We start from the raw sequence: 23712 nt of genomic DNA on the forward strand, positions 1-23712 counted from the left end.
CCCGCTCAGGATGAACCTTCAGCGCAAGACTTACCCTGGTGCTCACTGCTTGAAGCAGTTCTCACGGTGCCATCTCAGGAGCTGGGGATGTGGCCGCTCGAAGACCCGGCCAGGCACGATGGCCTTCCCGGTCTTGTTGAGGAGTCCTTGAATGCTTCAGGATCATTCCCCTGACGCGATATCAGGATATCAAGATCGTCCGAAAGACCAATCAGACCGCGATCAAACATCCAGTGTGCGGTGCCCGAAAGAGTAATTCCGTTGGAAAGAATGTCAGGCCCGCTCGCTTCCACCGGCCGGAGATATGCGGCGTCGACCTCCGCCCGGCCACCACCGTTGATGAGTTTCAATTCCGTGATGGCGCATCGTTTGTCATAAGCGTGAAGAACGAGCCGGCGAAACAGCCGATTTCGAACGATCCGCGACGAGAGTTGCATTACACGATCACGCTCCTGCTCAAATATGAACGGCGCTTGCGCTTCATCCGCAAATCCCTCAACCGTATGCGTCACCCCTGGCTCATCCAGCCGAGGGAGTTCAGGCTCATCCTCGTCTATGCCAATAGATACGACGCGGTTGAAATCTGCTGCGGATATCGGTCGGACTGCAGCCTGTGCTCTGCCCGAAATGCGCCCCTCTTCATTCAGCACGCCTCGCTCTATGACACCGTCTGGTCCGCTGAACGGAACGGGATTGATGAAGTCGAGATAGCTGCCGTGTTCGATCAGCGCCAGATACATGCCGGGGGCCTTCGGATCAGGAATGTGTTTCGGCGTGCAAAATTGGCTCTGACTCAGTTTTGATGCAGTTGTAATGATGATGCTTTGCTGGTTTCCACAAAGGGATCAGCCTGATGAGCACCAAGTTTCGCCCCTCCGATTTGGTACCGGCTGGTTTCATCGCCGAATGCATCACCCAAATTGACGATGAGACCTGCATCTTGCTGTCGCGAGCCGGCGCTACCGCGTCATGTCCGGTATGCGGACGAATCTCGCGAACGGTTCGAAGCCGGTATTGCCGCCAGGTCGCGGACCTCCCTCTGTCGGGAAGGCGTGTCCGACTTCTCGTCCGCACACGGAGGTTCACCTGTGACGCGGTGCTCTGCGGCAGACAGATATTCTCCGAGCGGTTCGGCGATGTGCTCCCTGCCTACGCCAGACGAACCGGGCGTCTCGAGCATCTCGTCCACCATTTGGCGCTTGCGCTTGGAGGACGCCCGGCGGCCCGTTTTGCCCAGCGGCTGATGCTTCCCGTTAGCAACGACACCCTCCTGCGAGTCATCCGCAGGCAAGGGTTACCGCAATCGATGCCACCCTCGGTGATCGGCATCGACGACTGGGCCTGGCGGCGCATTCATTGCTATGGCACGATCGTCTGTGGCCTGGAGCGCCGGCGGCCGATCCGTCTGCTACCAGACCGTGAGCCAGCAACGGCAGAAGCCTGGTTGCGGGGAAATCCCCAGCGGCATCGATGTTCGCCGTTGCGACCACCTGTAGTTCCAGCGCGTTCAACCTTTTCTGACGGTGCCCCCGCCGCCATAGTCGCTTCTAGCGGTAGGCGGAGAATCCTACAGTGCGCGAACGACACCATCGCCTTAATGAGGATCGAGCTAGGGGGTTGCCTTCAAGAATTATGCGCAGTCGCAGTCGATCGGCATCTGGTGACCATCCTTCCTTTGAGCAGAAGGTTTAGGCTACGGAAGAGTTCAACGTCTTGTGGCAGATAAGGCTCGATACTAGCGGACCAGTAATGTGTGGCAATGTTCTGGCTGTTGCGGATCACATGGTAGGCGATCTTCGGATTGCCTCCTTCGAATGTGTCGGGATCGGCGCCGCACGTCAGGCAATACATCCTCTGATGAATGACGCTTGCGAAATATTCCAGCGGCGGCGTCGAGCCCTCCTCTCCCATGGCTTTCAATTCCGCTGCGGCCCGCGCCGTGGCGGCCTCCAGCGACAAGGCGATGGCATCGGCGAGCGTCCTGTCCGCCCGCATGATGATCTCCGCGATCCGTCGCTCTGTCGGCGTGGGTACCGGGCAATTGTCAGTCACCTGTCACTCCGTGATCGCTTGATGGTCGGGCTCTGCCGCCCCCTGTTCCCTTGTCCGGGTCAGGAGCGACACATAGTCCTTCGCGCTGCTGATAAAGAGCGCATCCGTTTCCGAAACGATTCCGAGCTCTGCGGCTCGTGCATCGATCGCCGCCTCCAGCCGCTCCACAAATTGTGGGTCGGATAGCCGCGCCTGATTCGCCAGGGCCTGCACGACCAGCGTCATCGCATAATGTTGCGCGGAGCGGATAAGCTCGCGACGCTCGCTCCTGTCCCTTTCGAGATCCTCGCTCCGCTCCCTCTTTCTCCGCATGGTCGCGCGGTCTTCGCCTCCCCTTTCCCAGTGGCGCGCCACGTTGCGCCCCGCATAGAGGATCTTCCAGGCGATCTCCGGATCTCCACCCGCCGCCGTCGCGGGGTCAGCCCCGCAGAGGCGCTGAAACAGATGGCGCATGACGCCATCGGCGAAATAGTCCTGCCGGGAGTTGGGGTCATCGGCACCCCGAAGATGATGCCCCGCACTCCGTGCCGCATTTTCGATTGCATCGTGGACAGCCGCTATCAGGATCCTGTCCGCATCCCGCAGCGGATTGCTTTCGTCAGCCATGTCGTCCTCCCTTGCCGCCGACCGCTTCACTTGCGGAGGACGTCCTGCCACTCTGGATGCCGCTCGATCTGCGCTTTCGCAAAGGGGCACAGGGGAATGATCGAGACCCCGTCGCGCCGTGCATCCTCGATTGCCTGTCGAACAAGGCGCTCACCCACCTTTCGGCCCCGCAAGGCGGCAGGCACATCCGTATGGTCGATGATGATGAGTTGCGCGCCGGCGCGGCTATAACTCATCTCCGCTTCGACGCCGTCGATTACGAGGCGGTAGCGACCCTTGGAAGCACCATCCTCCCGCTCGACCTCGCCGGCAACCGCCGATGGCACAGCCTGTGGCGGCCTGGCCTTCAGCGCACGCACCTTGCCCCGCTCGCCATGGCTGCATTCGAGCAGATCCCTGTCCCAGCCACCCAGCCCAGCGGCCGCCTCATAGGTCGAGATCAGGAAGGAGAGAAGCGCTGCATCCGGATCGCTGGCCGTCTGCACCGCCTCATAGGGCAGGATAAACTCCGACAGACCCTCATGCCAGAAAGCTGCATCCGGCTTGACGGACGCCGCCCGGAAGCCACCCGGCGCGGGATAGGCATAGGCGTAGAAGGCCGGATAGTCTATGCCGCCGCCGCCCGGCCAGAAGCCCGCCGACGACACTTCGTGATCATAGGCTTCCTGCGCCACGTCATCCGGCAGGGCGGGAACACCGCCGGGATGAATGGGCGCGGGACGACCGGAGAAACGTGTGACGGCCAAGTCGAAACTCCCCCAGAAGAGGTGCACAGGACTGGACTTGCCGAGAAAGGATGTCCGAAACGTCTTGAAGACACCGTCGATAGCCATCAGGGCCTGATGAAATCTCCGAACGGCTTCGCGATCGTAAAGCCGGTCCCGATGATCCTCCTCGAAGGGCACCGGATCCGCCACCTCATTCGGCTGACCGTGGAATACCGGTGTTCCACCGAGCTCGGAAATCAGTCGAATGAAGGCCGCATGGAACTCAGCGACCGTCGTGTCGTGCAGAGCGAGCGAGGCCTTGCGCCCGTCGCCGCTCGTGCCCAAGACGCGGTGATCGTGAAAATCGAACGCGATCTCGATGCCGCGGCCGTCAGGGATGAGCGAGGATGTCAGACCGGAAGGCGTTACATAGAAAGTCGCGTTCCATGAATGGTTGAGCCAGGGGGTATGGGCCAGTCGATATTTGCCGACCACTTGCAGGTAGAGATGCAAGGCCGAGCACGTTTCACGCCAGCCAAGATAATCGAGGGTAGGCCATTTGCTGCTCATGGGATATCCAATCTTAGAAAAAGGGCGAAGGGATGACGGCCTGGGCGAACCGGTCGCGCATGCCGGGGCGGTTGCGCCCGGACCCTCAGTCCGGAAGCGGGATGTGCTCGTCGCGGTCATCGGCCGGCAGATCGAAGCGACCGTTGCCCCAATTCTCGGCCCGCCATTCCACCTTGGCCGCTTCGATGCGCTCCTTGGATGACGCAACGAAATTCCACCAGACATAACGCGGGCCGGAAAGCGTCGCACCGCCGAGGATCATCAGACGCGCGTTGCGCTCGCCTGCCGCGACGGTGATCTTGTCGCCCGGACGGAACACCATCATCTGCGGCGCTTCGAAGCTCTGACCGGCGATCGAGATCGATCCTTCGACGATATAGATGCCCCGATCCTCGTGGTTGTCCGGCATCGGGAAGAGCGATCCGCTCTCCAGTGTCACATCGGCATAGAACGTCTCGGAGAACATGGTGGCCGGCGCTACCTCGCCATAGGCATTGCCGAGGATCAGCCGCACCGTGGTTCCGCCGTCCTCGATGACCGGCAGGGACGCCTTGCCGTGGTGCTCGAAGCTCGGATCGACATCCTCGTGGCTGTCTGGCAGGGCGAGCCAGGTCTGGATCCCGAAGAGGCTGTTCGGGCCGGTGCGCGCAGTGGCGCTCGTGCGCTCCGAATGCGACACGCCGCGGCCCGCGACCATCCAGTTCAGCTCGCCGGGCCGGATCACCTGATTGGCGCCGGTGCTGTCGCGGTGATGAAAATCGCCGCGATAGAGATAGGTGACCGTTCCAAGGCCAATATGCGGATGCGGCCGGACATCGATCCCCTGCCCCGTGAGCAGTTCGGCCGGTCCGGCCTGATCGAAGAAGATGAACGGACCGACCATCTGGCGCTTTGGCGCCGGCAAGGCACGGCGCACTTCGAAACCGCCGATATCGCGCGCACGGGGAATGATCAGGGTTTCAATTGCATCACTGCTGACCTCATCGGGACAGCCTGGTTCGATTGCCGGGTTCCAACTCATGTCTGGTCGCCTTTCCTTGTTTGCCAGGCGCGGATTTGCACGCGGCGCCCTGCTTGCTGCTCGTGTCCCGGAACTCGCCATGCAGCCGATGCCGGGGTGATGATAGTCTCGAGATCCGGCGCCGGGCTGTTTGCCTCCCTGCAGGACCTCTTCGGGCTCAAGCCCTCGTTTGATGGGCTCTGTCACCGCTGAGCGGTTCGGGACCGGGCCGGACATGCAGATGGCCCGCCCCCGACATCGCATCGCCCTGCACCTGTTCGGACAGGCGCTCATAGTCGCGGCGACGGACGTCTTCGGCCGCTTCCTCGACCTCTATCTCGGCAAAGCCGAGCGCACGCAGGCCGGCCGCGCCCATCTGGTAGGCGGATTCAACGGTTTCGCGGATCTCGAAATCCACGCCGGCGCGAATCAGTTCGACGGCGTGACCGCGATCGTAGCTGCGCACCAGTATCTTGACCTGGCGGAATTCGTGCTGTGCCAGCTCCACGATATGGAGGGCAGCCTTGGGGTCATTGATGCAGACGATCAGCGCATCGGCCGTACCGGCGCCGGAATGGTGCAGCGTATCGAGGCGTGTGCCGTCACCGAAGAAGACCTTGAAGCCGAAACGCTCTGCTTCACGGATCCGGTCGGGGTTGGAATCGATGACCGACAGGTGGACGCCCTTTGTCAGGAGGAGTTGCGAGGCGATCTGTCCAAAGCGGCCAAAGCCGATGATAAGCACCCGGCCGCTCAGATTGTGCGCGCCTTCCACACCATGCATCTGGGGCGCGCTGCGCAGGAAACGGTCCGCCGCAATCATCAGGAGCGGTGTCATCGCCATGGAGAAAATCACCACCGTCGTGAAGACGGCATTCGCACGCGCATCGATGACGCCGCCCGTCGCGGCTGCCGCGTAAAGCACGAAGGCGAATTCGCCGCCCTGCAGGAACATCGAGGTTCGATGGATTGCGTCGTGAACGGAACTGCCGAAGACACGCGCAACGCCGAAGACCACGGCGCCTTTTGCCAGCGTGAAAGCGCAGAGCATGGCCAGAAGAAGCAGCCATTCGGCGGCAACAACGGAAAGGTCGAGCGACATACCCACCGCTAGGAAGAAGAGCCCCATCAGCAGGCCGCGAAACGGCTCGACATCGCTCTCGATCTGGTGCCGATAGCTCGAGCTCGACAGCATGACACCGGCGAGGAAAGCGCCCATCGCCATGGAAAGCCCGGCCATATCCATGAGCCAGGCAGCGGCGAGCACCACCAGCAGGGCGCCGGCCGACATGACCTCGCGGGTCCGCGCCCGTGCCAGGAGGGCGAAGAACGGGTTCAGCCCCCACTTTGCCACGCCGATCAGTACAAGCAGAGCGCCAATGCCCAAGAGGATGCTCGTCCACCCAGCCTGGCCGTCCGATAGGGGAGAGAGGAGGGCCACGACTGCCAGAAGCGGCACGATCATCAGATCTTCGAATAGAAGAATGGAAACGGATTGCTGCCCCTCAGGCGTGGAAACCTCGCCACGATCCTGAAGCACCGACATGATAACGGCTGTCGAGGAGAGGACGAAACCGGCGCCGGCAATAAAGGCGACGGGGGCGGACAGGCCGAAGACCAGCATTCCCGTCAGGGCAAGCGCGGCAATGCCCAGCGCCACCTGCAGCAGGCCGAGGCCAAAAATCTGCCCGCGCATGGACCATAATTTCTGCGGGCGCAATTCCAGTCCGATCACGAACAGGAACATAACTACCCCAAGTTCGGAGAAATGCAGGATGGAAAGCGTATCGGTAAAGAGGCTGAGCACCGATGGGCCGACCAGGACACCGGCGGTAAAATAACCGAGCACAGAACCCAGGCCGAGACGGCGAAACAACGGCACCGCCGCAACGGCCGCTCCCATTAGAACAATAGCAGGACCGATCGTCTGTCCCAGGCTCACGTCAGCCATGCACTCACCTTCAATTCGGCCGCCTCAACGACCGACATCAGCCGACGGCGCTTTTTCGCTCCTTCGACGTTTCTAGGTTGAACATCCCGCCGACGCCGACAGGATTGGTAGCCTTGCAGCAACTCGCTGGATAGTCGCGCAAACTGCAATAGGCTGTCTCGAAAAACGCAACGCCTAATGGGGGCTATCCGCGTTACCCTTTCTCTAAGACACGCCGACGGCCGGTTGCACCTGGCCGGCTGCAAGGGACAGTCCGCATTCATCGACAGAGAGGTTACCATCACCCAGTCTCCAATCAAATCTGCAAATACGCAGCCAGGCAGCGACGCCGATGAGCTCCGTCTCCCGGACCGGTTCACCCGTCGCCGCTCATTCCTTGCCGATACGGTGGCGCTCCTGATTTTCTTCACGGCAACCGGCGCGCTCAACGAGCGCTTCATTGCCGGCATGAGCTGTGAGGAAGTCTGCAATGCCCGGCTCCTCGGCGCCGTACTCATGGTTCCGGTGGCACGGCCCTAAGGCTTGTGGCGGGATTGGATGATGACGCACGCCGGCGAGGCCACGATGCCGCAGCTCTTCTGGGACAGCCTCTCCCTGATGACGTTTCAGGTGCCGATCTATGCGGCCATCATTGCCATCAGTGGCGCCGAAGGCGGCGGCCTGCTGAGCGGCATACTCGGCGCGGCCGTCATGATGCTGGTGCTTGGCCGCCCCTATGGCGCCTTTCTCACACGGTGCGACGCCTCTTCGGTCTTCCGAAGGGTGGCTCGAAGCCGATGTCGCTAAACACCGAGACCGGATCGCCTTGATCACGCTTGGTCGCTATCGGAATCGTTGCCGGCAGGGGTGATGCGGACGACCACATGGATGGCCGCGAGCCATCGCTGTTTGCGGCACCGTCCCCCGCCGTCGCTTCAAAGACCGCCCTTGCTCGTCGGGGTCGGCGTGTTCAGCAATTGCTGCTCCCAGAGATAGGCAATGCCGCTGCCGCTCATGTGAGAGATCAGCACTTCCGTCAGTTCCTCGACATGCTCGGTACGTGCCCAGTCCCGTTGCCACTCACCCGCCAAAGCCATCCACGTCATCATGTTGACGCCGGCCGCGATCATCCGCTGGATAGCGACCTGATGCGATTCCAGTGAACTTCCGCCCGAGGCGTCGGTAATGACGGTCACGTCCCACCCTTCGCCGGCCGCCTGAATGGCCGGCATCGCCACGCAGACTTCCGTCCACAGACCAGCAATGATCAGTTGCTTGCAGCCCGTCGCCTTGACCAGCTCGACCACTTTCTCGTCCTCCCAGGTATTCACCCAGGTGCGGTCGATGACCTCCTGGCCAGGGAAGACATCGGTGATATGCTTGAAGATCTTGCCGCCGCGATCGGCGATCACGCTGGTGAGGATGGTCGGGACGTTGAAGGCTTTTGCCAGCTTGGCCAGGGCCGTAACGTTGTTGACGATCGCTTGCGGATCGTGGCTATTGAGGTTGGTCAACTGATAGGGCTGGTGATCGATCAGAACGAGGACCGAATCCTCGGGCCGAAGCAGGGTATCGAGGCCGTTACGAAAGGTCATGGAAATATCCTATGTTGGCGGTTCGTCGGGCGTTCGCAGGCTGACTGCATCGGAGGGCTCTCCTACGCGACCAGCCAAACCTGACATTCTCTTACCCACGCCGGTAGCCGCAAGACGTGTGACGCGATGTTGCAGGAAGAGGAACACGAATTGAACATTGAGGATCTGAGGATATTCGTCGAAACCGCAGATGCCGGCGGCGTATCTTCAGCGGCGCTGCGTCTAGGTATGTCTAAATCGATGGTCAGCCGCAGGATCGCACAACTGGAATCAGAGCTTGGCGTGCAGTTACTCGCCAGAACCACCCGTGGCATTGCGCTGACGGAAGCTGGTGCAACTTTCAGGGAATACGCAGCCCGGACTTTTGCGGAACTGGACGTGGTCCGGGAAACGATTCTTCCAGCAGGAGAGCTTCGAGGCCGTATACGCGTCGCCGCACCGCTCACATTCGGCCCGACGCATTTTGCTCCCGTTCTGTCTCAGATGGCACGCCTGCATCCACGTCTGCAGATAGATTCCTCCTATACGGACCGCTTTGTCGATCTTGTGGAGGAAGGTTTCGACTGTGGAATACGCGTCGGGTATCTGCCGGATTCAACTCTGGTGGCGCGGCGCATCGGCCCCTTACTTGGCGCGCTGGTCGCGAGCCCGGCCTATATCGAGGCGCATGGCGCTCCCGCCACGCCGGACGAAATCGTCAATCACGAAGCCGTTCTTCGCCCCAATGAGGCTTGGCAATTTACGGTGGACGACAAGATCGTTACGGTTCGCCCTCGGGGACGCTTCGTCGCCGACAACGCCGTGTCGCTGGTGGCGGCTGCACTCGACGGTTTGGGACTCGCCTACGTTCCAGAACTGCTGGTTGCCGATCATATCTCGTCAGGCGCCCTTGTGCCGATTATGAAATCTCATCCGATTCCGCCTGCCGCAATCTTTATCGTGCGACCGCCTAGCCAGTATCCGTCACGGAAAATACGGGTGCTCACTGACATGCTGATCGAATGCTTTGGAGCTTCCTCTCCTGGACGCGATGCGTAGGCCTCAGCGAAGGATCGCCGCCTTGAAAGGACTTGAACCGCCGACCCGGCGATATTTTACCGAAGCTACTGATACGTAAGAAGCTTCTGCAGGGAATATGGAAACTGCGCAATAAGCTCCCAAGTGAGTGGCGGCTCATTCAAACATGCGTTATTTCATCGGAACATTTGAGCCGCTACACCCCTCCAAACGATGGACCAACACAGGGTAGATTTCTTCAGTTCACATCATAGAGCCTATTGCCTCCTCTCCTCAACAAGTGAGGCAAAGTAAGAGGCTCCAAATGGAAGCGCCTCATCATTGAAATCGAACCAGGCGCTGTGAAGGATGCGACCGTTCATATCAGAGCCGTTGCCGATCCACCCATAGCAGCCGGGTCGGTCTTCGAGCATAAAGGCGAAGTCTTCGACAATCATCGTCCGCGGTGGATTCGTCTCAACCTTGTTGAACACCGACAATCCGGCCGCTTCTGCGGACAGGGTGGCAGCCGTCGTATTGATCAGGGTTGGATATTGCTGCGCGTATGTGATCTTGCATTCAGCGCCAGTCGATATGCAGATGCCTTCGACGATACGCCGAACCGCCGATTCCGCTGCCGCGCGCGCTAAGGGAGAGAACGCTCTTACGGTCCCCCGGATTGTCATCATGTTCGGTAAAACATTGTAGGCATCGCCACCGTGAATTTGCGTGGCGCTGACCACGAGCGCGTCAAGAGGGTCGACGTTTCGTGCCGTAATCTGCTGAAGCGCGACGAGGATGTGTCCAGCCGTCAGGACAACATCGGCGCCTTTGTGGGGCTGAGCCGCATGCATTCCCATGGATGTTACCTCGATTTCGAACGCATCGCCGGACGCCATCATTGGTCCCGCCTTGACGGCAAAGGTGCCGACCTCCATCCCGGGCCAGTTGTGCAATCCGTAAATCTCGTCGCAGCGAAAGTTCTCGAAAAGCCCTTCACGGATCATGCGCGCTGCACCGCCGTCTTCCCCGCCCATCTCCTCGGCTGGCTGGAAGATGAACACGGCACGACCTGAGAAATCTCGGGTCTCGGCCAAATAGCGGGCGGCGCCGAGAAGCATCGTCGTGTGCCCGTCATGACCGCAGGCGTGCATGACCCCCCTATTCGTCGAGCGATGCGCGAAGTCATTGCGCTCCTCGATCGCGAGCGCATCCATGTCGGCCCTAAGCCCAATAGAACGCTCACTTTCACAGTTACCATGAAGCAGGCCGACAACGCCTGTGCCACCGACGCCCGCGGTTACTTCGATCCCGTAGGAGCGTAGATGTTCTGCTACGAAGCTGGCAGTTTCATGTTCTTCGTAGGAAAGCTCGGGGTTGGCGTGAAGATGTCGCCGCCACCGGGTCATTTCGTCGTGGAATTCTGCGATCCTGCTTTTGACCGGCATCTTCACTCTTTCCCTATTCGTATATCGTCGTGAGCAAGCTGCAGATGCTCGCGCAGCGCTGCAATGGCGCCGGTCTCGTCGCCATCCCGACAGACCTGAAGTAACTTTCGGTGCTCGGCAGCCGACTTTCTGGGGCGGGCAGCGATGGAGCTTGCAATCACCTCGGCGAGAGCCGATGCCTTATTCAGTTGCTCAATGGTCCGCAACAGCGTCTGCCGGTTTGAAGGACGATAGAGAGCGTGGTGAAAATCCCAGTTCAGTGCCGAAAGCCTCGAAGGCTCCTCTTCTGCGTCCGCGGCGTCGAGTGCCATCTCGGCTCTGGCAAGATCGAGCTTCGTGATTTTCGGAAGGCTGGACCGGAGTGCCAGCGGTTCCAAGACAAGCCGCATCTCGAACAGGTCATCGACCATTCCCCGGTCCAGCTCTGCGACCCGCGCCCCCTTGTAGCCGATGGTTTCGACCAGCCCCTCTTCGGCAAGCGCTTGCAGGGCATGCCGCAGCGGTGTGCGGCTTACGCTCAGCTGCTTGGAGAGCGCTTCCTGTCGCAGGAGCTGGCCGGGCCGGAGAATATCGTTCAGGATCATCGTCCTGATCTTAACGATAATCTTTTCTGCCTGCGTCTTGTTGGTATCCGATATCATGATTGTATCCAACAACGGATCTACCACGCATGTCAACTCGAAATCGGCATGAAAACCCGGGCGACGACGCATCCTCGCCTGCAGGCCTATTTTGCCTCAGATCTCGATGACAATCTTGCCGAAGTGCAATCCAGACTCCTCGTATCGGAATGCATCCGCCAGCTCCTCAAGCCTGAAACTACGATCTAGAACCGGCTTGACACCGTGAGTGGCCAGAAATTCAACCAGGTCGGCCTGGTCCTGCCAGCTGCCGTTGAGACAGCCCTGGAGCCGGATCTGTTTGGCGAACATCGGGATCATCGGAATCGTGGCCTCAATGCCGCCGAGGAGTCCGATCATCGCGATATGGCCGCCGATCTTCACCGCTTCAATCGACTGCGCCAGCGTAGCCGGCCCGCCAACGTCGATTATGTGATCGACGCCCTTGCCGCCGGTCCACTCAAATGCAAGTCGACCCCATTCCGGGTTTTCGCGATAGTTGATGACTTGATCCGCGCCGAGCGCACGGAGCCGAGCAAGCTTGTCCGGGGAGGAGGATGTCGCAATGACTTTAGCGCCAAGCGCCTTAGCAATCTGTAGCGCGTAGAGTGATACGCCGCCCGAACCTTGCACCAACACCGTTTCACCCGCCTTGAGAGGGCCGTTCACCAATAATGCCCGCCATGCAGTGACGCCGGCGGTCGTCACGGTCGCTGCCTCTGTCATGCTGTAGCCGCGCGGCACCCTGGTAAACAGGCCCGCCGACGCAGTGAACGTTTCGCACGCGACCCCGTGCACGCCATCTCCTGGCGTCTGCGAAAAGTCGGAAACCTGCGGCGGTCCCGAACGCCATTGCGGAAAGATGCAAGTAAGCACAGCGTCACCGGGTAAGAACTCCGTTACTCCACTCCCAACTGCTTCAACGATCCCCGCGCCGTCTGCGAGTAGGATGCGACCGTCTTCCGTCGGCGCCCTGCCGCTGGCGATTCCGTAATCGTGATAGTTTATGCAACTGGCCTTCATGCGGACGCGCAACTCATTGGCAGCCGGTGCGCGCGCATCTTCGATGTCCGCAAGGCGAATTCGATCGAGGCCGCCGGGCGCGTCAAGAATCATGGCTCTCATTTTGATTTTCCTTGAGATTGGTTGGTTAGGGCTTGAAACGAAGAGGTGACGTAAACTGCACGCGAAGTGGTCTTTCAGCTAAGCTTGCGAAGCAGGTGCGCCTGCGGACGGGCTCCTGGGGCGGGACCGCCTCCGATGCCAGCGGCACTCGATGCTGGAGGGATGCCGCAACTCACTGTGTGAGGCTATATGGGCTTTCTCCACATTTGGGATCTCCAGCATGATCTGGAAGCGCGCTGTTCGGTCGACACAATATTGAGTCTGCGGTCTCCGCAACCCTTTACGACCCGTTGGTCATCGGTGAAGTTCTGGAAATCGTTGCGCGTCATCATCTCTACTCCATGGCGTGTGGATGAGGCCTGTTCGCTCGCCGGGAGCAGCACGTCTTGGCCTTGGCGTCTCAACCTCTCCGCTCCACAATGTCGACGCTTCCCTGCTCTTAAACAACGCCGGATCCGATCCGATTTTTGCCCAATCGGATCATCGCCTTGTTCCCGTGCACGGTTTAAGTTAGGTTCAGTTCATGCAAAACTTGCTCGAAAGAATGCGCGATCGCGTACTGAGTCATTTCACGGGGTCGCAGATGGCGACCTCTATTCCGCGCGTAAGCGTCGCAATATCACACGGGGTCGGCGACCCAGAGAACACGATGTGCGGACCGGGCATCTGTTTGGTGCTTCAGGGGACCAAGCAACTGGTAATCGGCAACCAAGCACTGCAGCAAGATGCCGGGCGATCTTTCGCCTCGCTCGTCGAATTACCCGCCACGCGGTGTCTATTCGAGACAGCGAGCCGAGAGCCGTATGTGGCGGTCGGTCTTACTGTCGATCCCGTCTTGCTCGGCGAACTGCTAGCTGATTTGCCTCCGTCGTCGCCGCACTCCGAACCGTCGAGCTTCAGCATGGCGGACGGAACGCCAGAGCTTCTTCAGGCCTGGAGCCAGCATCTGGCGCTCGTGGATGCCCCCGACGATATCGCCGCACTGGCAAGACCGCGGGAGCGAGAACTGCTGTACCGCTTGTTGCAGAGTGGGCACGGCGGCGTCCTGCGGCAGTTTGTCTGGGAGGAAGGCGGTTTGGCGCAGATACGAAAAGCCGTTGCCTGGATGCGGGGCCACTTTGATCAATCCGTCCCCATTAAGGCGCTTGCCGAGATCGCGGCTATGAGCGTCCCGTCCTTCAATCGGCACTTCAAAGCCGCCACCGCCACCAGCCCTCTTCAATATCAAAAAGCGTTGCGGCTGCAGGCTGCGCGACAGTTGCTTTTCAAGGGGAACGATGTGACGCGAACGGCGCAAGCGGTTGGTTACGACAGTGTCTCCCAATTTAGTCGTGAGTATGCGCGAAGGTTCAACTGCTCACCAAAACAGGATGCGTTGAGGATGCGGGAGGAGCGCGTGGGACCGCCAGTTCCCATGATTTGACGGCGTTGTGTGATTAGGAAGCTCCTGACTTGCAGAGGGGTTGAGCACATGCCACTTGCTGCGAGCAGGAGACCTCCCGTCACGCTAATCGCCGTCCGACCTACCGGCCCACCCCTAGAATCGCGAGCCGGGCATGCGGCCGCTGCTCTTCTTTGATGGTCGCGCGCACGGATTGACGCGCCCGCGACGGCAGTCTGACGTTAATCCACCTAACGAAGCGCCACCTCAGCCTTATCGTCAACAAGGGCCGCTTCGAAAAGCAGCTTGCCGTGACCGCCCAACCAGTCTTCGAGTGACGTCAAATGGCCAAATTCCCGCTCGAGTGCCGGGATATCAGCCGCTCCTGCCAGCAGACCAGTATCTAGAAGTTCTGTCAGACGACTGAGGAATGGGTTTTGGGCGAGAAGATCGTCGGAAAAACGCCTATAAGCGATCGCTCGGCCGGCAGCTGCGGTAAATGCCCGCTGCAGGTCCTTGCCCGTCACAGACGCACTGGCCAGCTCGATGGTCTTCCCCGCGTATTGATCCGGGGCGACTAGGATTTCGGCGTTGATCCGGCCAAGGTCATATATTGTGATCATCTGCATGGACTGCTCTGGCCGCATGATGAAAGTAAATTCGCCTAGCGGCAGGCCCATACCGGGCAGAAGCATCATTTCCATGAAGCTCGCGGGACGGGTGATCGTACACATAATCGAAAGGCTTTGCACATAGGCTTCGATCTGAGACTTGCTATCGAAATGTCCCATTCCCGTCGGACCCTTCCCCGCTGCCCCGCCGGAAGAATAGACGAGATGTCGAACGCCCTGCCGAAGCGCACTGTCCGCTATCGCTTTGCCTTGCCAGACTTCCTGTTCGTCGGTGATTTCACCTGCCGGTGAACTGGTCTGTACACTGAAAACGCCGGCGATGCCGGCCATCGCTCTGTCGATCGAAGCAGGATCAAAAAGGTCGCCAATCGCCAAGGAGATACCTTCAGCAGCCAAAGCCTTCGCCTTGCCGCTTTCCGGATCGCGAACAAAGGCTCGTACCTTTCTCCCCTTCGCTTTCAGTGCGCGCGCAACAGCCCCTCCTTGTTGTCCGGTCGCGCCGAATACGAGGAATTCTGCACTCTGATCCATATCGGTTACCTTTCGTAATTATTGAAGGTTACCAACTGGGACTAATTGAAAATCTGCGCAAGACGGCACATTCTTGGCCCTCGGTTACATAACGATAACTATTGAAGGAGTTTGTTTGTGCAGCGTGAAATCAACGGCCGCCCTGTCATCGAGACCTCAAGAGGACCTGTCCTGACCCCCTGCGCGCCCGGCAGCGTGCTGGCACGTCTTGGTGACAAATGGACTATTCTGGTCGTATCTATGCTCGCCCTAACGCCCGACGCGCCCATGCGGTTCGGCGCGATCCGACGTGGCATTCCAGACATTTCGCAAAGGATGCTGACCCTCACTCTCCGTAGCCTCGAACGCGACGGTCTCGTGGCACGTCACTACTATCCCGAAGTGCCGCCGCGAGTAGAATACGAACTGACGACGCGGGGCAAATCCATGCTGCAGCCCTTGGCCACGTTCACGAACTGGATCAGGGATACGTGGCAGGACATCGAAGCGTCGCGGGATGAATTCGACCATCGTGAGCGAAGCGGAACGAGCGCACCTTTGCCTTGGACGTGACGATGGCGCGAACTACAACTGCTTCAGCCATTGGCTCTCGGTGCATCGGACTTCGCAGTGGCTTGCATGTCATTCAGGACGCTGTAGCCGACAAGCATCGCTAGGACCGCTTAAGTTGATCCTGTCGCGCTTCACCTTAACTTCCTCCCGGCCTCATGCCTTCTCGTTCCGTCGGAAACCGTAACCTTCAGACGTGATTTCAAGCTGGAGCGTCTGCGATGCTCATCGTTGATTTCTATTGGTCTGCTGTCAGACGCTGTCGATCAGTCCAGGATGGAGGCATCCCGACCTGTGAGGCTGCGAGGCCTATCAGACCGGGCGACCGGCCGAAACTCTCACAGGCCGGAAACCTCGCTTTCCCGCCAAGACCTGACTTAATCCTCTGCCCGGACGGTATTTTGGGCATCCCCTTGAACGGTGTCTTTCCGCTGACGAGCATCTTGGAAAAATCACCTCCAAAGCTCGCCGCAAGTGAATAAGCGTCGCCTATCTGCGACACTCGCGAGCTGGTGGTCACGAAGTTCGCTCCTTTAGCCCAAACCATCGCTCCGACCTGCTTGCCTTCTCTCGTCGTGGCTTCGGCCTCGATGGAAAGGCCTCCAAGACCAAAAGGCAACCTTGGAACGGGTACAGGGGAGAAAAGACTGGCTCCGAGCGACGTCGCTGTAGACAGGCCGGCCATTGTGGCGTTGGTCGGCACGATTTGGGTAATCGTTGCGTGAACAATGAGATCGGCATCCTCCTTCGTGCTTACAACCTCGAAACGATCGCTGACACCGACGCACATGGCACGGCTGATCACATTCGCCACCAGAGCTCGATCTGAAGATTTCTCAATGGAATGCACTGCTGCGCCTGAAACCATCGTTGGCTCGATGTAGATTGTTTCAAGGGCGCGGAGATCGTCCGAAGAGACCTTGAAATCTGCCTTGGTGGATCGTCCATGGTTTGATGTCAAACCATCGTAGGATTTCAAGGAATTCGCCCTTTCAAGCGGCACAGCAGCACATCCTCCAAGAATTGAGAAAAGCGACAACGAAAGGAGACCAGATGCAGTCGCTCGATAGCATGGTCGGACAGCTGCGACGCCAAAGCGGGAATATGACATTTCATTCTCCTGTGGGGTGGGGAAAGCCGATGCGGCTCGTCGTGCCAAGCGCAGGAATGAGAGCGACCGCTTGAGCCACTCGTGCGCCTTATCGTTCGTCCGAATCGGATGTTTTGGGAAAAATGGAGAGCAGCGTGACCGCAGCGAAACCCGTCAACGCGAGCGCGCTTAGGATCGCTGCCCATCCGATAAAGTTTTGCTGCTGAATCAAAAATCCGCCGGCGATCGGCCCGATGATGTTGATGAGAGACGCAAGCGATTGAGCCATTCCCATCGCGACACCTTGGGAGCCGGCGGGCACGATGAGAGTCAATGCGGCGACGAGGGTTGGCCTCGCCAAAGCCAAGCCCGAGGCGACCATAAGGACGCCAACTGCAAGGCCCAGGATCGTATCTCCGAAACCGATGAGCGCGAAACCGGCTGCGAGCAACGCGAACGAAGCTGCGGCGAGCGTTCGCTCTTGGAACGTCGTCCTGATGGCGCGCACTATCACAACCTGGATCAAGATGTTTGTCGCACCAGCCGCAGTGAACAGGAGCCCTATCTCGGCGGGACCAAATGGCTCGCCATCCCATTGGTATCGCGCATGAACCACAAGCGCGAGTTGTGAAGCGAACAGACTGAACGCCAGGTACAATATGGCAAGTGCCGCTAAAACCGCCTTGACGCTCGGTAGGGCGATGAGATCGGCCATCCCACGAAAAAATCTCTTCAATGACAGAGATGTGGTTGGGCTGTCGTCCACGGCTCGTTCATCACCGTTTAATTGATCGCTCGGCCGTTGCCTCTTCCTGAAGACACGGCTGCAGGACCGTGTGGCGAGACACCCCCGATCATCCGTCGGAAGGAGCGTCGAGGTCGCTATGATGCTGGTGAGGGAGAATGCCGCAGCAACCAGGAATGGCACGGCCAGGCCAATTGGGGCCAGTGCACCACCAAGGGCTGGACCGACCATGGTGCCTAAGCCCATTGCCGCGCTCACGAACCCGATCGCCTGCCTACGGGTCCTGGCTTCGCTTCTATCTGCGACATAAGCGATCGCTATGGCAACGTTTGCTGCGGACAGGCCACCGAGGATGCGGGCCACGAAAACAACGACGAGGTTGGGCGCCACGGCAAGCAGAAGGAAACTTGCGCAGGTGCCGATCTGACTGACCAAAAGCAACCGCTTGCGCCCCACCCTGTCGGAGGCGTTCCCCAGGATCGGTCCAGCAAAACATTCGCAGATAGCAAAGCTCGCGAATAGAAAGCCGATCGTCAGCGGCGTGGCCCCGAAATCGCGTGCGTAAAACGGTAAAAGAGGCAGGATGAGACCTGCGCCGGCGGTGTCGATGACGACAACCGCGAAGATCGGTAGGAGCGCGTTTTTATTCGCTTCTTCCGGCCGCAGCTTTCCAACTTCATCGGACATCTCAGGTCTTCCTTAATGTGCATTATACACATATTATGAAAAGCCCATCTCATGTCAACCGAAACTGTGCATAATGCACATTATTTGGAAATCACCCCCACTATTCGAACGGACTAACGGCGCCTCTAAAGAAATCACTGCGCAACGGGTTCTGATAGTTTCAACGGAAAGACAGGCGTATCCTTCCACAATGCCGCGGACGTCATTTGCTCGTAGCCAAGTCTGTACACGGCATTCATGTAATTCCGGTCGAGCGGATTTAGCATCGAATAGGGAATTTGGACCTCGATCGACGCCACACGAAAGTTCGCTCCCGTCCGGCGCGCGTGGTTGTAAAGCGCAGTCAGATCGCTCTGCGCCTGAGACTTCAGGAAGGTCGAATACGCTCGTGCCAGGGAGGACACGGTCCTGTTCGGCGTGACATCAAACTCCGGGATGAGCGCGTTGTTGACGATCACGTACAGATTGACCTTTGGCTGAACGGGCCTCCCAGAGAAAAGCGCGTTTTCAACGAGAAGAGGTGGTGTCAGGATTTGAGAAGTTGATCCTCCGTCGGAGTGCGATTCCTGAAACTTTCGTCCGTTCGATGTCGCTTGGATCATGACAGGAGGAAAGACACCTGGGACACTTGCCGAAGCGACGATAACATTTCGAAACAGCTCCAGTGCGTCGGAATTCCCGCTCGCAGCGATGGCGCCCATGTTCCAGATGACGCCGCGCTGGGTATCCAGATTTGTCGTGAGAACAAGCAGCCGTCGACCGTTGCGATGTTCGGCGGCAATCTGGTTGAGGACATTTGACGTGATGGAGCGTTCGACATGCTTTTTGAGCGGCCCGGGTTTGAGCAGACTTGAGCCGAACACCCCGAAAGGGCCGTTGAACGCAACAAGATCCTGCGCGACGCCGCTGGTAAACAGATGCACCAGTGTCTTGTCGTAACCGGGACCCAGGAAGGCGTACGGCGCAATCAAGGCGCCTGTGCTGACGCCGGTTACGATATCAAAGTGCGGACGCGTGTTCGTAGCAGTCCACCCCGCAAGTACGCCGACACCAAAAGCGCCGCTGCCGCCACCACCCGAGATCATCAGGATATCTTTGCTATCGGACTGGGTCTTAACCATCCAGTCGCGATGCCTTGCAAGACCTTCGTTGCGTGGGGAATAGCGATAGGCGCGGATCTCACCATATCCTGCGATCGAAGCATCGTCGGCCTCACGGGCGTTAAAAGCGCGCTCTGGCGTGTGTGTGCAGCCGGAAAGAACCAAAGTAGCGGACAAAAGAGTTATTAATGTCCGCATCGACGCCCTGATCACGAAGCGAACAGCCAACGCCCTCGAGTAGATCCGAAAGACCGCATTATGCGCGGCGGAACTCATTATCAGATCTCCCGCAAACTTCATGACGATTTGGTTTTCCGAGATGTTTTGGCTTGTCATGAGTTTTCTCTCGAGCCGAGTCCATGAGGAGTGCTGCCGTTGACCCGCAACTGAATGCTCATTCGTGCGCCTGCCCCTCTGCCTCCGGGTCAGTGAGCGGCAGGCGTGTCCAAGCAATCACCGCGGCAATGGCAACGAAAGCGACGATTGCTCCGGTCCAGACACCATAGAGTGCCTGGCCAATGAGAAAGCCGGCGATCAAAGGAGAGACGGCCTCCGTAGCTGCAAGCAGCGATTGGGCAGTTCCCAGCACGATCCCTTGACGTCCGCGTGGAGCATGGACGGAGAGCGCCGAGATAAAGGTGGGGCGCGCCAAGGCGTCGCCAACACTTATGCAAAGGATGGCAAAGACAAGAACCGGAAGCGTCATCGCAAAGCCGACAGTGATGTAGCCGACGGAAACTATGACGCATATGAGAACGATCAGCAGGCGCTCTGTAAAATAACGCCCGAGCCATTGCAGCAGAAACAACTGGACAATGATGTTAATCGCACCGTCGGCGGCCATTATGTAGCCGAGTTCGCGCGGCCCAAAAGAATTGCCTTCACTGATAAAGGTCGCTTGGAGATAGTTGGCAATCTGAGAGCCATACATACCATAGGCAAAGAAGTAGCAAAGCAGCACGACTACAAGCATCCGGATCAAGCGAGAACTGACGATCGACCTGAACGAAACCTTATCGGAGGGAGCCCGGCTTTGGGCAGACACATCGACGTCCACGCATACTGCGTGGCTGCCCTTGATCCATCCAGCTGTCACGACGAAGCTAGCCGCGGAGAAGGCCATGGCGGCGAAAATCGGAACGATTAGCGAGATCCCGGACAAATAACCCGTCAGTCCGGCTCCGACGATACCTCCAAGACCGACGGCGGCATTCAGGATACCTATGGCCTGCCGGCGGTTGGCAGGGGAACTGTGGTCTGCGGCGTAGGCGGCGGCAGCGGTGAACGTCCCTCCCGTAAAGCCGAACAAGATGCGCGCCAACACGACGGGAACTACCGCCTCTGCAAGAGCGAGCAAGAGGAAGCTGGTAAAAGCAGCGGCCTGAGTTGCAAGCAGGATTTTCTTACGTCCCACACGATCTGAAAGCTGACCGACAAGTGGCCCTGCCACAAATTGTGTAAGCGCTTCTGTGGCGATTACTATACCGAAGACAAGCGGCGTTCCGCCCATCCCCTTGAGATAGAATGGCAAGATGGGCAACACAGCGGCCGCACTTGCCGCATAGAGGCTGACGCTGAGAAAGACCGGTAGCATCACGCGCCACGCAAGTCTTGGCGTTGCTTTATCGTTCTCTGCTGTAGTTGCGTCGACGTCCATCTCGCGACTCCCTGCTGTTGACCGCACTTGTGTCGCGGAGGCCCAGATTTGCTGCGCAGCGATTTGCCGTCTCACCTGGGAATGTGTAATATGCACATAATTGAGATATGCGAGGCCAGTCAAGATAAAAGTGTATAATACACATTACCTTCGCATTTCTGGCTGCACATTTGTCTTAAGAACGGATTTGGCGAGGGAAGCTTGGAGGCCTTGCCTGTCCTATGACTTCCGGATTCGCCGGGCTAAGGTTTGTTTCCTGGGTTCGTCGAGCCGAACGAGATGCGGGTTCCGTCAACGCCGCTCACACGAGCGAAGTGGTCTAGAGCCACCCGTCAGGTGGACTTTACAGCTTGTCGGCCAGCCACCCCGCGATGGATGCTCTACTGATTGCGGCGCGGTTGGGAACTCCCGGATTGCCTCAAGGACAGTCGTGCTCGCCGACGGAAATCCACGCCTGGAGTGAGGGCGGCATCCGTCGGTGCCCGACCACTTGACGGCGTCCTCCACCAGTTCCACTTCAGTCCCCTATCTCTCGGTGCCAGGCTGCCCGCTCATACCATCGGCGAACATCCGCATCAGCCGGATCAACTCGTCAAAGTCTTGGCGTGGCCAATCCCGGAACAGGGAGAAGGCCATCTTTTCCCTCGCCGCATCGAGGGCATCTGTTGCTTCCTTTCCCCTCGGCGTGATGACCGCCTCACGCACCCGCTTGTCGGCCGAGCTCGAGCGGCGCTCGACGAGTTCAAGCGCCTCAAGACGCGCAACCTGACGGCTGACGGTGGTGTAGTCGCGCCCAATACCCTCGGCCAGTTCTACAACGCCGATCGGCCCCCGCCGCTCGATCGTAACGAGAAGAGGAAAAAGCGCTCGTTCGAGTGTCAGTCCGGCCATTTCCAGCAGCTGCGCGTCACGTTCAGGACGGTTCATAAGGCTGCCGATGTCGACAAGCGAGCGGTGCAGCTGGGGCAGCATTTTCTTGATGTGTGTATTTTGCACTTTTTCTGTTGACACGCCGGCACCTCCTGATGATATGTGCATCATACACACTTGGAGGCGACAATGGAAGACGAGAACACCCTCGCGGTTCTGATCTGTGGTGCTGGCGCAGCCGGCCTGACACTAGCTATCGACCTTGCACGGCGTGGCGTGCTGTTCCGCCTCATCGAGAAGATGGATCAACCCTTCCCGGGCTCGCGCGGCAAGGGCATCCAGCCGCGGACCCAGGAAGTGTTCGAGGATTTGGGTATCATTGACCGGGTCGTCGCAGCAGGCGGCCCATATCCCCGGATGCGCGAGTATCACAGCGACGGTAGTCATACCGACAGGGACATCGCCGAACGTGACGATCCAACGCCGACGGAGCCTTATCACATGGCGCTGATGATCCCGCAGTTCCTGACGGAGGAGCTCATGCGCGAGCGGCTCGCGCAGCTCGGCCACCGGGTTGAGTTCGGATACGAACTTGTCGGCTTTGAGCAGGATGAGCAGAGTGTCACGGCGCGTTTGATCGGTCCTGCCGGCGAGGAGTTCGTCCAGAGCCGCTACCTCATTGGAGCTGACGGCGGCCGCAGCTTCGTTCGGGGTGCGCTTGGCATCAATTTTCCAGGCAAGACGCTGGGCGTGCGGGCAATGGTGGCGGATGCCGCGCTGACCGGCCTCGACCGCGGGGTCTGGCACCAGTTCAATAACGGCAATATGGAGCGCATGCTCTCGATTTGCCCGCTCGCCGGAACCGATCTTTTTCAGATCCAGGCAGTCGTTCCCTCAGAAGGTGAAGTGGACCTTTCCGATGAGGGGATCGTGGGAATGATCCGCGAAAGGACGGCGCGCAATGATGTGAAGATCCAATCAGTGAGCTGGGCTTCCGCATATTCCATGAATGCCCGGCTTGCCGATCGTTACCGGATTGGTCGCGTACTACTCGTCGGTGACGCTGCCCACATCCACCCGCCGACCGGCGGTCAGGGCCTCAACACCAGTGTTCAGGATGCCTATAACCTGGGGTGGAAGCTGGCGGCGGTGCTCGGCGGCGCCCCGGATCAACTGCTCGACAGCTATGAAAGCGAGCGGCGCCCGGTCGCGGAAACGATGCTCGGGCTTGCATCTGGCCTTCTCGATGCAGCAAAGCGCGGGGAGATGCGACGCGGTCGCGAATTGCGCCAGCTCGACATCGGATATACGGAGTCCTCGCTCACGCTCAATCTACCTGGACGCAGGAGCCCCTTGCTTGCCGGAGATCGCGCGCCCGATGCTCCGCTTCGTGGTGCGGCCGGATGTTTACGGCGCCTCTTCGACTTGTTCACCGGCTCACACTGGACACTCATCGGTTTCGAGGCTGAGCGTGATATCATCAGTGGACGAAAGGGCCTGCACATTCACCGGGTCGGTCCGGGGTGCGAATTGCAGGACATGGCTGGCCATTTCCACAATGCCTATGGACTAGCACCCGGCGAATGGGTGCTGGTTCGACCTGACGGCTATATAGCCGCGATCGTAACCCCGGATGAGACCTCCATACTCCAGAAGTTCTTCTCGAAGGTGGGACTGACGGACACCGACGGTTTACGCCACTGAGTTGATCGGAAGGCAATGGCAGATTTCGATCCTATGAAGGCGGACGGTTCCGGCAGGATATCGTTGGCGAAAAGTAACGGGCCTCGCGTTCCGGCCTGAACGGAGTAAGGGCGGACT

At 59.1% G+C, this 23712-nt stretch carries 19 protein-coding genes and 3 pseudogenes; 6 read left to right on the top strand and 16 right to left on the bottom strand.

Going from position 1 to position 23712, the window contains the following annotated elements; genetic code table 11:
* Positions 1-42 precede the first annotated feature (42 nt).
* A pseudogene (locus M1E10_RS03225) lies at positions 43-821 on the bottom strand (HNH endonuclease).
* A gap of 32 nt (positions 822-853) precedes the next feature.
* On the opposite strand from M1E10_RS03225, the pseudogene M1E10_RS03230 reads away from it, so the two are divergent.
* Positions 854-1456: pseudogene (locus M1E10_RS03230) on the top strand (transposase family protein); the annotation flags it as partial.
* 167 nt (positions 1457-1623) lie between these two features.
* On the opposite strand, the gene M1E10_RS03235 reads toward M1E10_RS03230, so the two are convergent.
* From M1E10_RS03235 to M1E10_RS03255, 5 genes are all read right to left on the bottom strand, one after another.
* Entirely contained in the window at positions 1624-2052 is a 429-nt protein-coding gene (locus M1E10_RS03235) for a hypothetical protein (RefSeq protein WP_499173478.1), read from the bottom strand.
* A gap of 3 nt (positions 2053-2055) precedes the next feature.
* Positions 2056-2658 (bottom strand): hypothetical protein, encoded by a 603-nt coding sequence (locus M1E10_RS03240; RefSeq protein ID WP_499172687.1) that lies wholly within the window; start codon positions 2656-2658, stop codon positions 2056-2058.
* A 26-nt stretch (positions 2659-2684) separates the two neighbouring features.
* Positions 2685-3935, bottom strand: a complete 1251-nt coding sequence (locus tag M1E10_RS03245; RefSeq protein WP_499172689.1) for a DUF5996 family protein — start codon at positions 3933-3935, stop codon at positions 2685-2687.
* Positions 3936-4020: 85 nt separating this feature from the next.
* A complete protein-coding gene (locus tag M1E10_RS03250; protein ID WP_499172690.1) occupies positions 4021-4956 on the bottom strand; it encodes a pirin family protein in 936 nt (311 codons plus the stop codon).
* A 157-nt stretch (positions 4957-5113) separates the two neighbouring features.
* Complete coding sequence (locus M1E10_RS03255) at positions 5114-6886, bottom strand: monovalent cation:proton antiporter-2 (CPA2) family protein (RefSeq protein WP_499172691.1); 1773 nt, start codon at positions 6884-6886, stop codon at positions 5114-5116.
* Positions 6887-7063: 177 nt separating this feature from the next.
* On the opposite strand from M1E10_RS03255, the pseudogene alaE reads away from it, so the two are divergent.
* A pseudogene (alaE, locus tag M1E10_RS03260) lies at positions 7064-7672 on the top strand (L-alanine exporter AlaE).
* A 128-nt stretch (positions 7673-7800) separates the two neighbouring features.
* Here the strand turns inward: alaE and M1E10_RS03265 are convergent.
* Positions 7801-8460 carry a hydrolase gene (locus tag M1E10_RS03265; protein WP_499172692.1) on the bottom strand — a complete coding sequence of 220 codons (660 nt, stop codon included), beginning with the start codon at positions 8458-8460 and terminating at the stop codon, positions 7801-7803.
* A 150-nt stretch (positions 8461-8610) separates the two neighbouring features.
* On the opposite strand from M1E10_RS03265, the gene M1E10_RS03270 reads away from it, so the two are divergent.
* Entirely contained in the window at positions 8611-9498 is an 888-nt protein-coding gene (locus M1E10_RS03270; RefSeq protein ID WP_499173459.1) for a LysR family transcriptional regulator, read from the top strand.
* 236 nt (positions 9499-9734) lie between these two features.
* On the opposite strand, the gene M1E10_RS03275 is transcribed toward M1E10_RS03270, so the two are convergent.
* Genes M1E10_RS03275 through M1E10_RS03285 form a run of 3 tightly spaced genes read right to left on the bottom strand, consistent with a single transcriptional unit; the run spans position 9735 to position 12649 of the window.
* A complete protein-coding gene (locus M1E10_RS03275) occupies positions 9735-10904 on the bottom strand; it encodes a M20 aminoacylase family protein (protein ID WP_499172693.1) in 1170 nt (389 codons plus the stop codon).
* Positions 10905-10906: 2 nt separating this feature from the next.
* Entirely contained in the window at positions 10907-11617 is a 711-nt protein-coding gene (locus M1E10_RS03280) for a GntR family transcriptional regulator (protein ID WP_499172695.1), read from the bottom strand.
* A gap of 24 nt (positions 11618-11641) precedes the next feature.
* Positions 11642-12649 carry a zinc-dependent alcohol dehydrogenase family protein gene (locus M1E10_RS03285; RefSeq protein ID WP_499172696.1) on the bottom strand — a complete coding sequence of 336 codons (1008 nt, stop codon included), beginning with the start codon at positions 12647-12649 and terminating at the stop codon, positions 11642-11644.
* A gap of 583 nt (positions 12650-13232) precedes the next feature.
* On the opposite strand from M1E10_RS03285, the gene M1E10_RS03290 reads away from it, so the two are divergent.
* Entirely contained in the window at positions 13233-14072 is an 840-nt protein-coding gene (locus M1E10_RS03290; RefSeq protein ID WP_499172697.1) for an AraC family transcriptional regulator, read from the top strand.
* Between the two features lie 209 nt (positions 14073-14281).
* On the opposite strand, the gene M1E10_RS03295 is transcribed toward M1E10_RS03290, so the two are convergent.
* Positions 14282-15193 carry an NmrA/HSCARG family protein gene (locus M1E10_RS03295; RefSeq protein ID WP_499172698.1) on the bottom strand — a complete coding sequence of 304 codons (912 nt, stop codon included), beginning with the start codon at positions 15191-15193 and terminating at the stop codon, positions 14282-14284.
* Positions 15194-15310: 117 nt separating this feature from the next.
* On the opposite strand from M1E10_RS03295, the gene M1E10_RS03300 reads away from it, so the two are divergent.
* Positions 15311-15745, top strand: a complete 435-nt coding sequence (locus tag M1E10_RS03300) for a winged helix-turn-helix transcriptional regulator (protein WP_499172699.1) — start codon at positions 15311-15313, stop codon at positions 15743-15745.
* A gap of 235 nt (positions 15746-15980) precedes the next feature.
* Here M1E10_RS03300 and M1E10_RS03305 read toward each other — a convergent pair whose 3' ends face one another.
* The 5 genes from M1E10_RS03305 to M1E10_RS03325 form a co-directional block, all read right to left on the bottom strand.
* On the bottom strand, positions 15981-16853 hold the full coding sequence (locus M1E10_RS03305; protein WP_499172700.1) for a DUF3313 domain-containing protein: 873 nt from the start codon (positions 16851-16853) through the stop codon (positions 15981-15983).
* An 88-nt stretch (positions 16854-16941) separates the two neighbouring features.
* The gene (locus M1E10_RS03310; protein ID WP_499172701.1) at positions 16942-18264 is read right to left on the bottom strand and encodes an MFS transporter; all 1323 of its coding nucleotides are present in this window, start codon (positions 18262-18264) and stop codon (positions 16942-16944) included.
* A 134-nt stretch (positions 18265-18398) separates the two neighbouring features.
* On the bottom strand, positions 18399-19700 hold the full coding sequence (locus M1E10_RS03315) for a patatin-like phospholipase family protein (protein WP_499172702.1): 1302 nt from the start codon (positions 19698-19700) through the stop codon (positions 18399-18401).
* A gap of 58 nt (positions 19701-19758) precedes the next feature.
* Positions 19759-21117 (bottom strand): MFS transporter, encoded by a 1359-nt coding sequence (locus M1E10_RS03320; protein ID WP_499173460.1) that lies wholly within the window; start codon positions 21115-21117, stop codon positions 19759-19761.
* A 429-nt stretch (positions 21118-21546) separates the two neighbouring features.
* Positions 21547-21993, bottom strand: coding sequence for a MarR family winged helix-turn-helix transcriptional regulator (locus M1E10_RS03325; protein ID WP_499173461.1), 447 nt, complete (start codon positions 21991-21993; stop codon positions 21547-21549).
* An 87-nt stretch (positions 21994-22080) separates the two neighbouring features.
* On the opposite strand from M1E10_RS03325, the gene M1E10_RS03330 reads away from it, so the two are divergent.
* Positions 22081-23595: an FAD-dependent oxidoreductase gene (locus tag M1E10_RS03330; RefSeq protein ID WP_499172703.1), complete on the top strand. Its 1515-nt coding sequence runs from the start codon at positions 22081-22083 to the stop codon at positions 23593-23595.
* Positions 23596-23712: the final 117 nt, after the last annotated feature.

The organism is Rhizobium sp. PK7-22 (genome assembly GCF_056530405.1).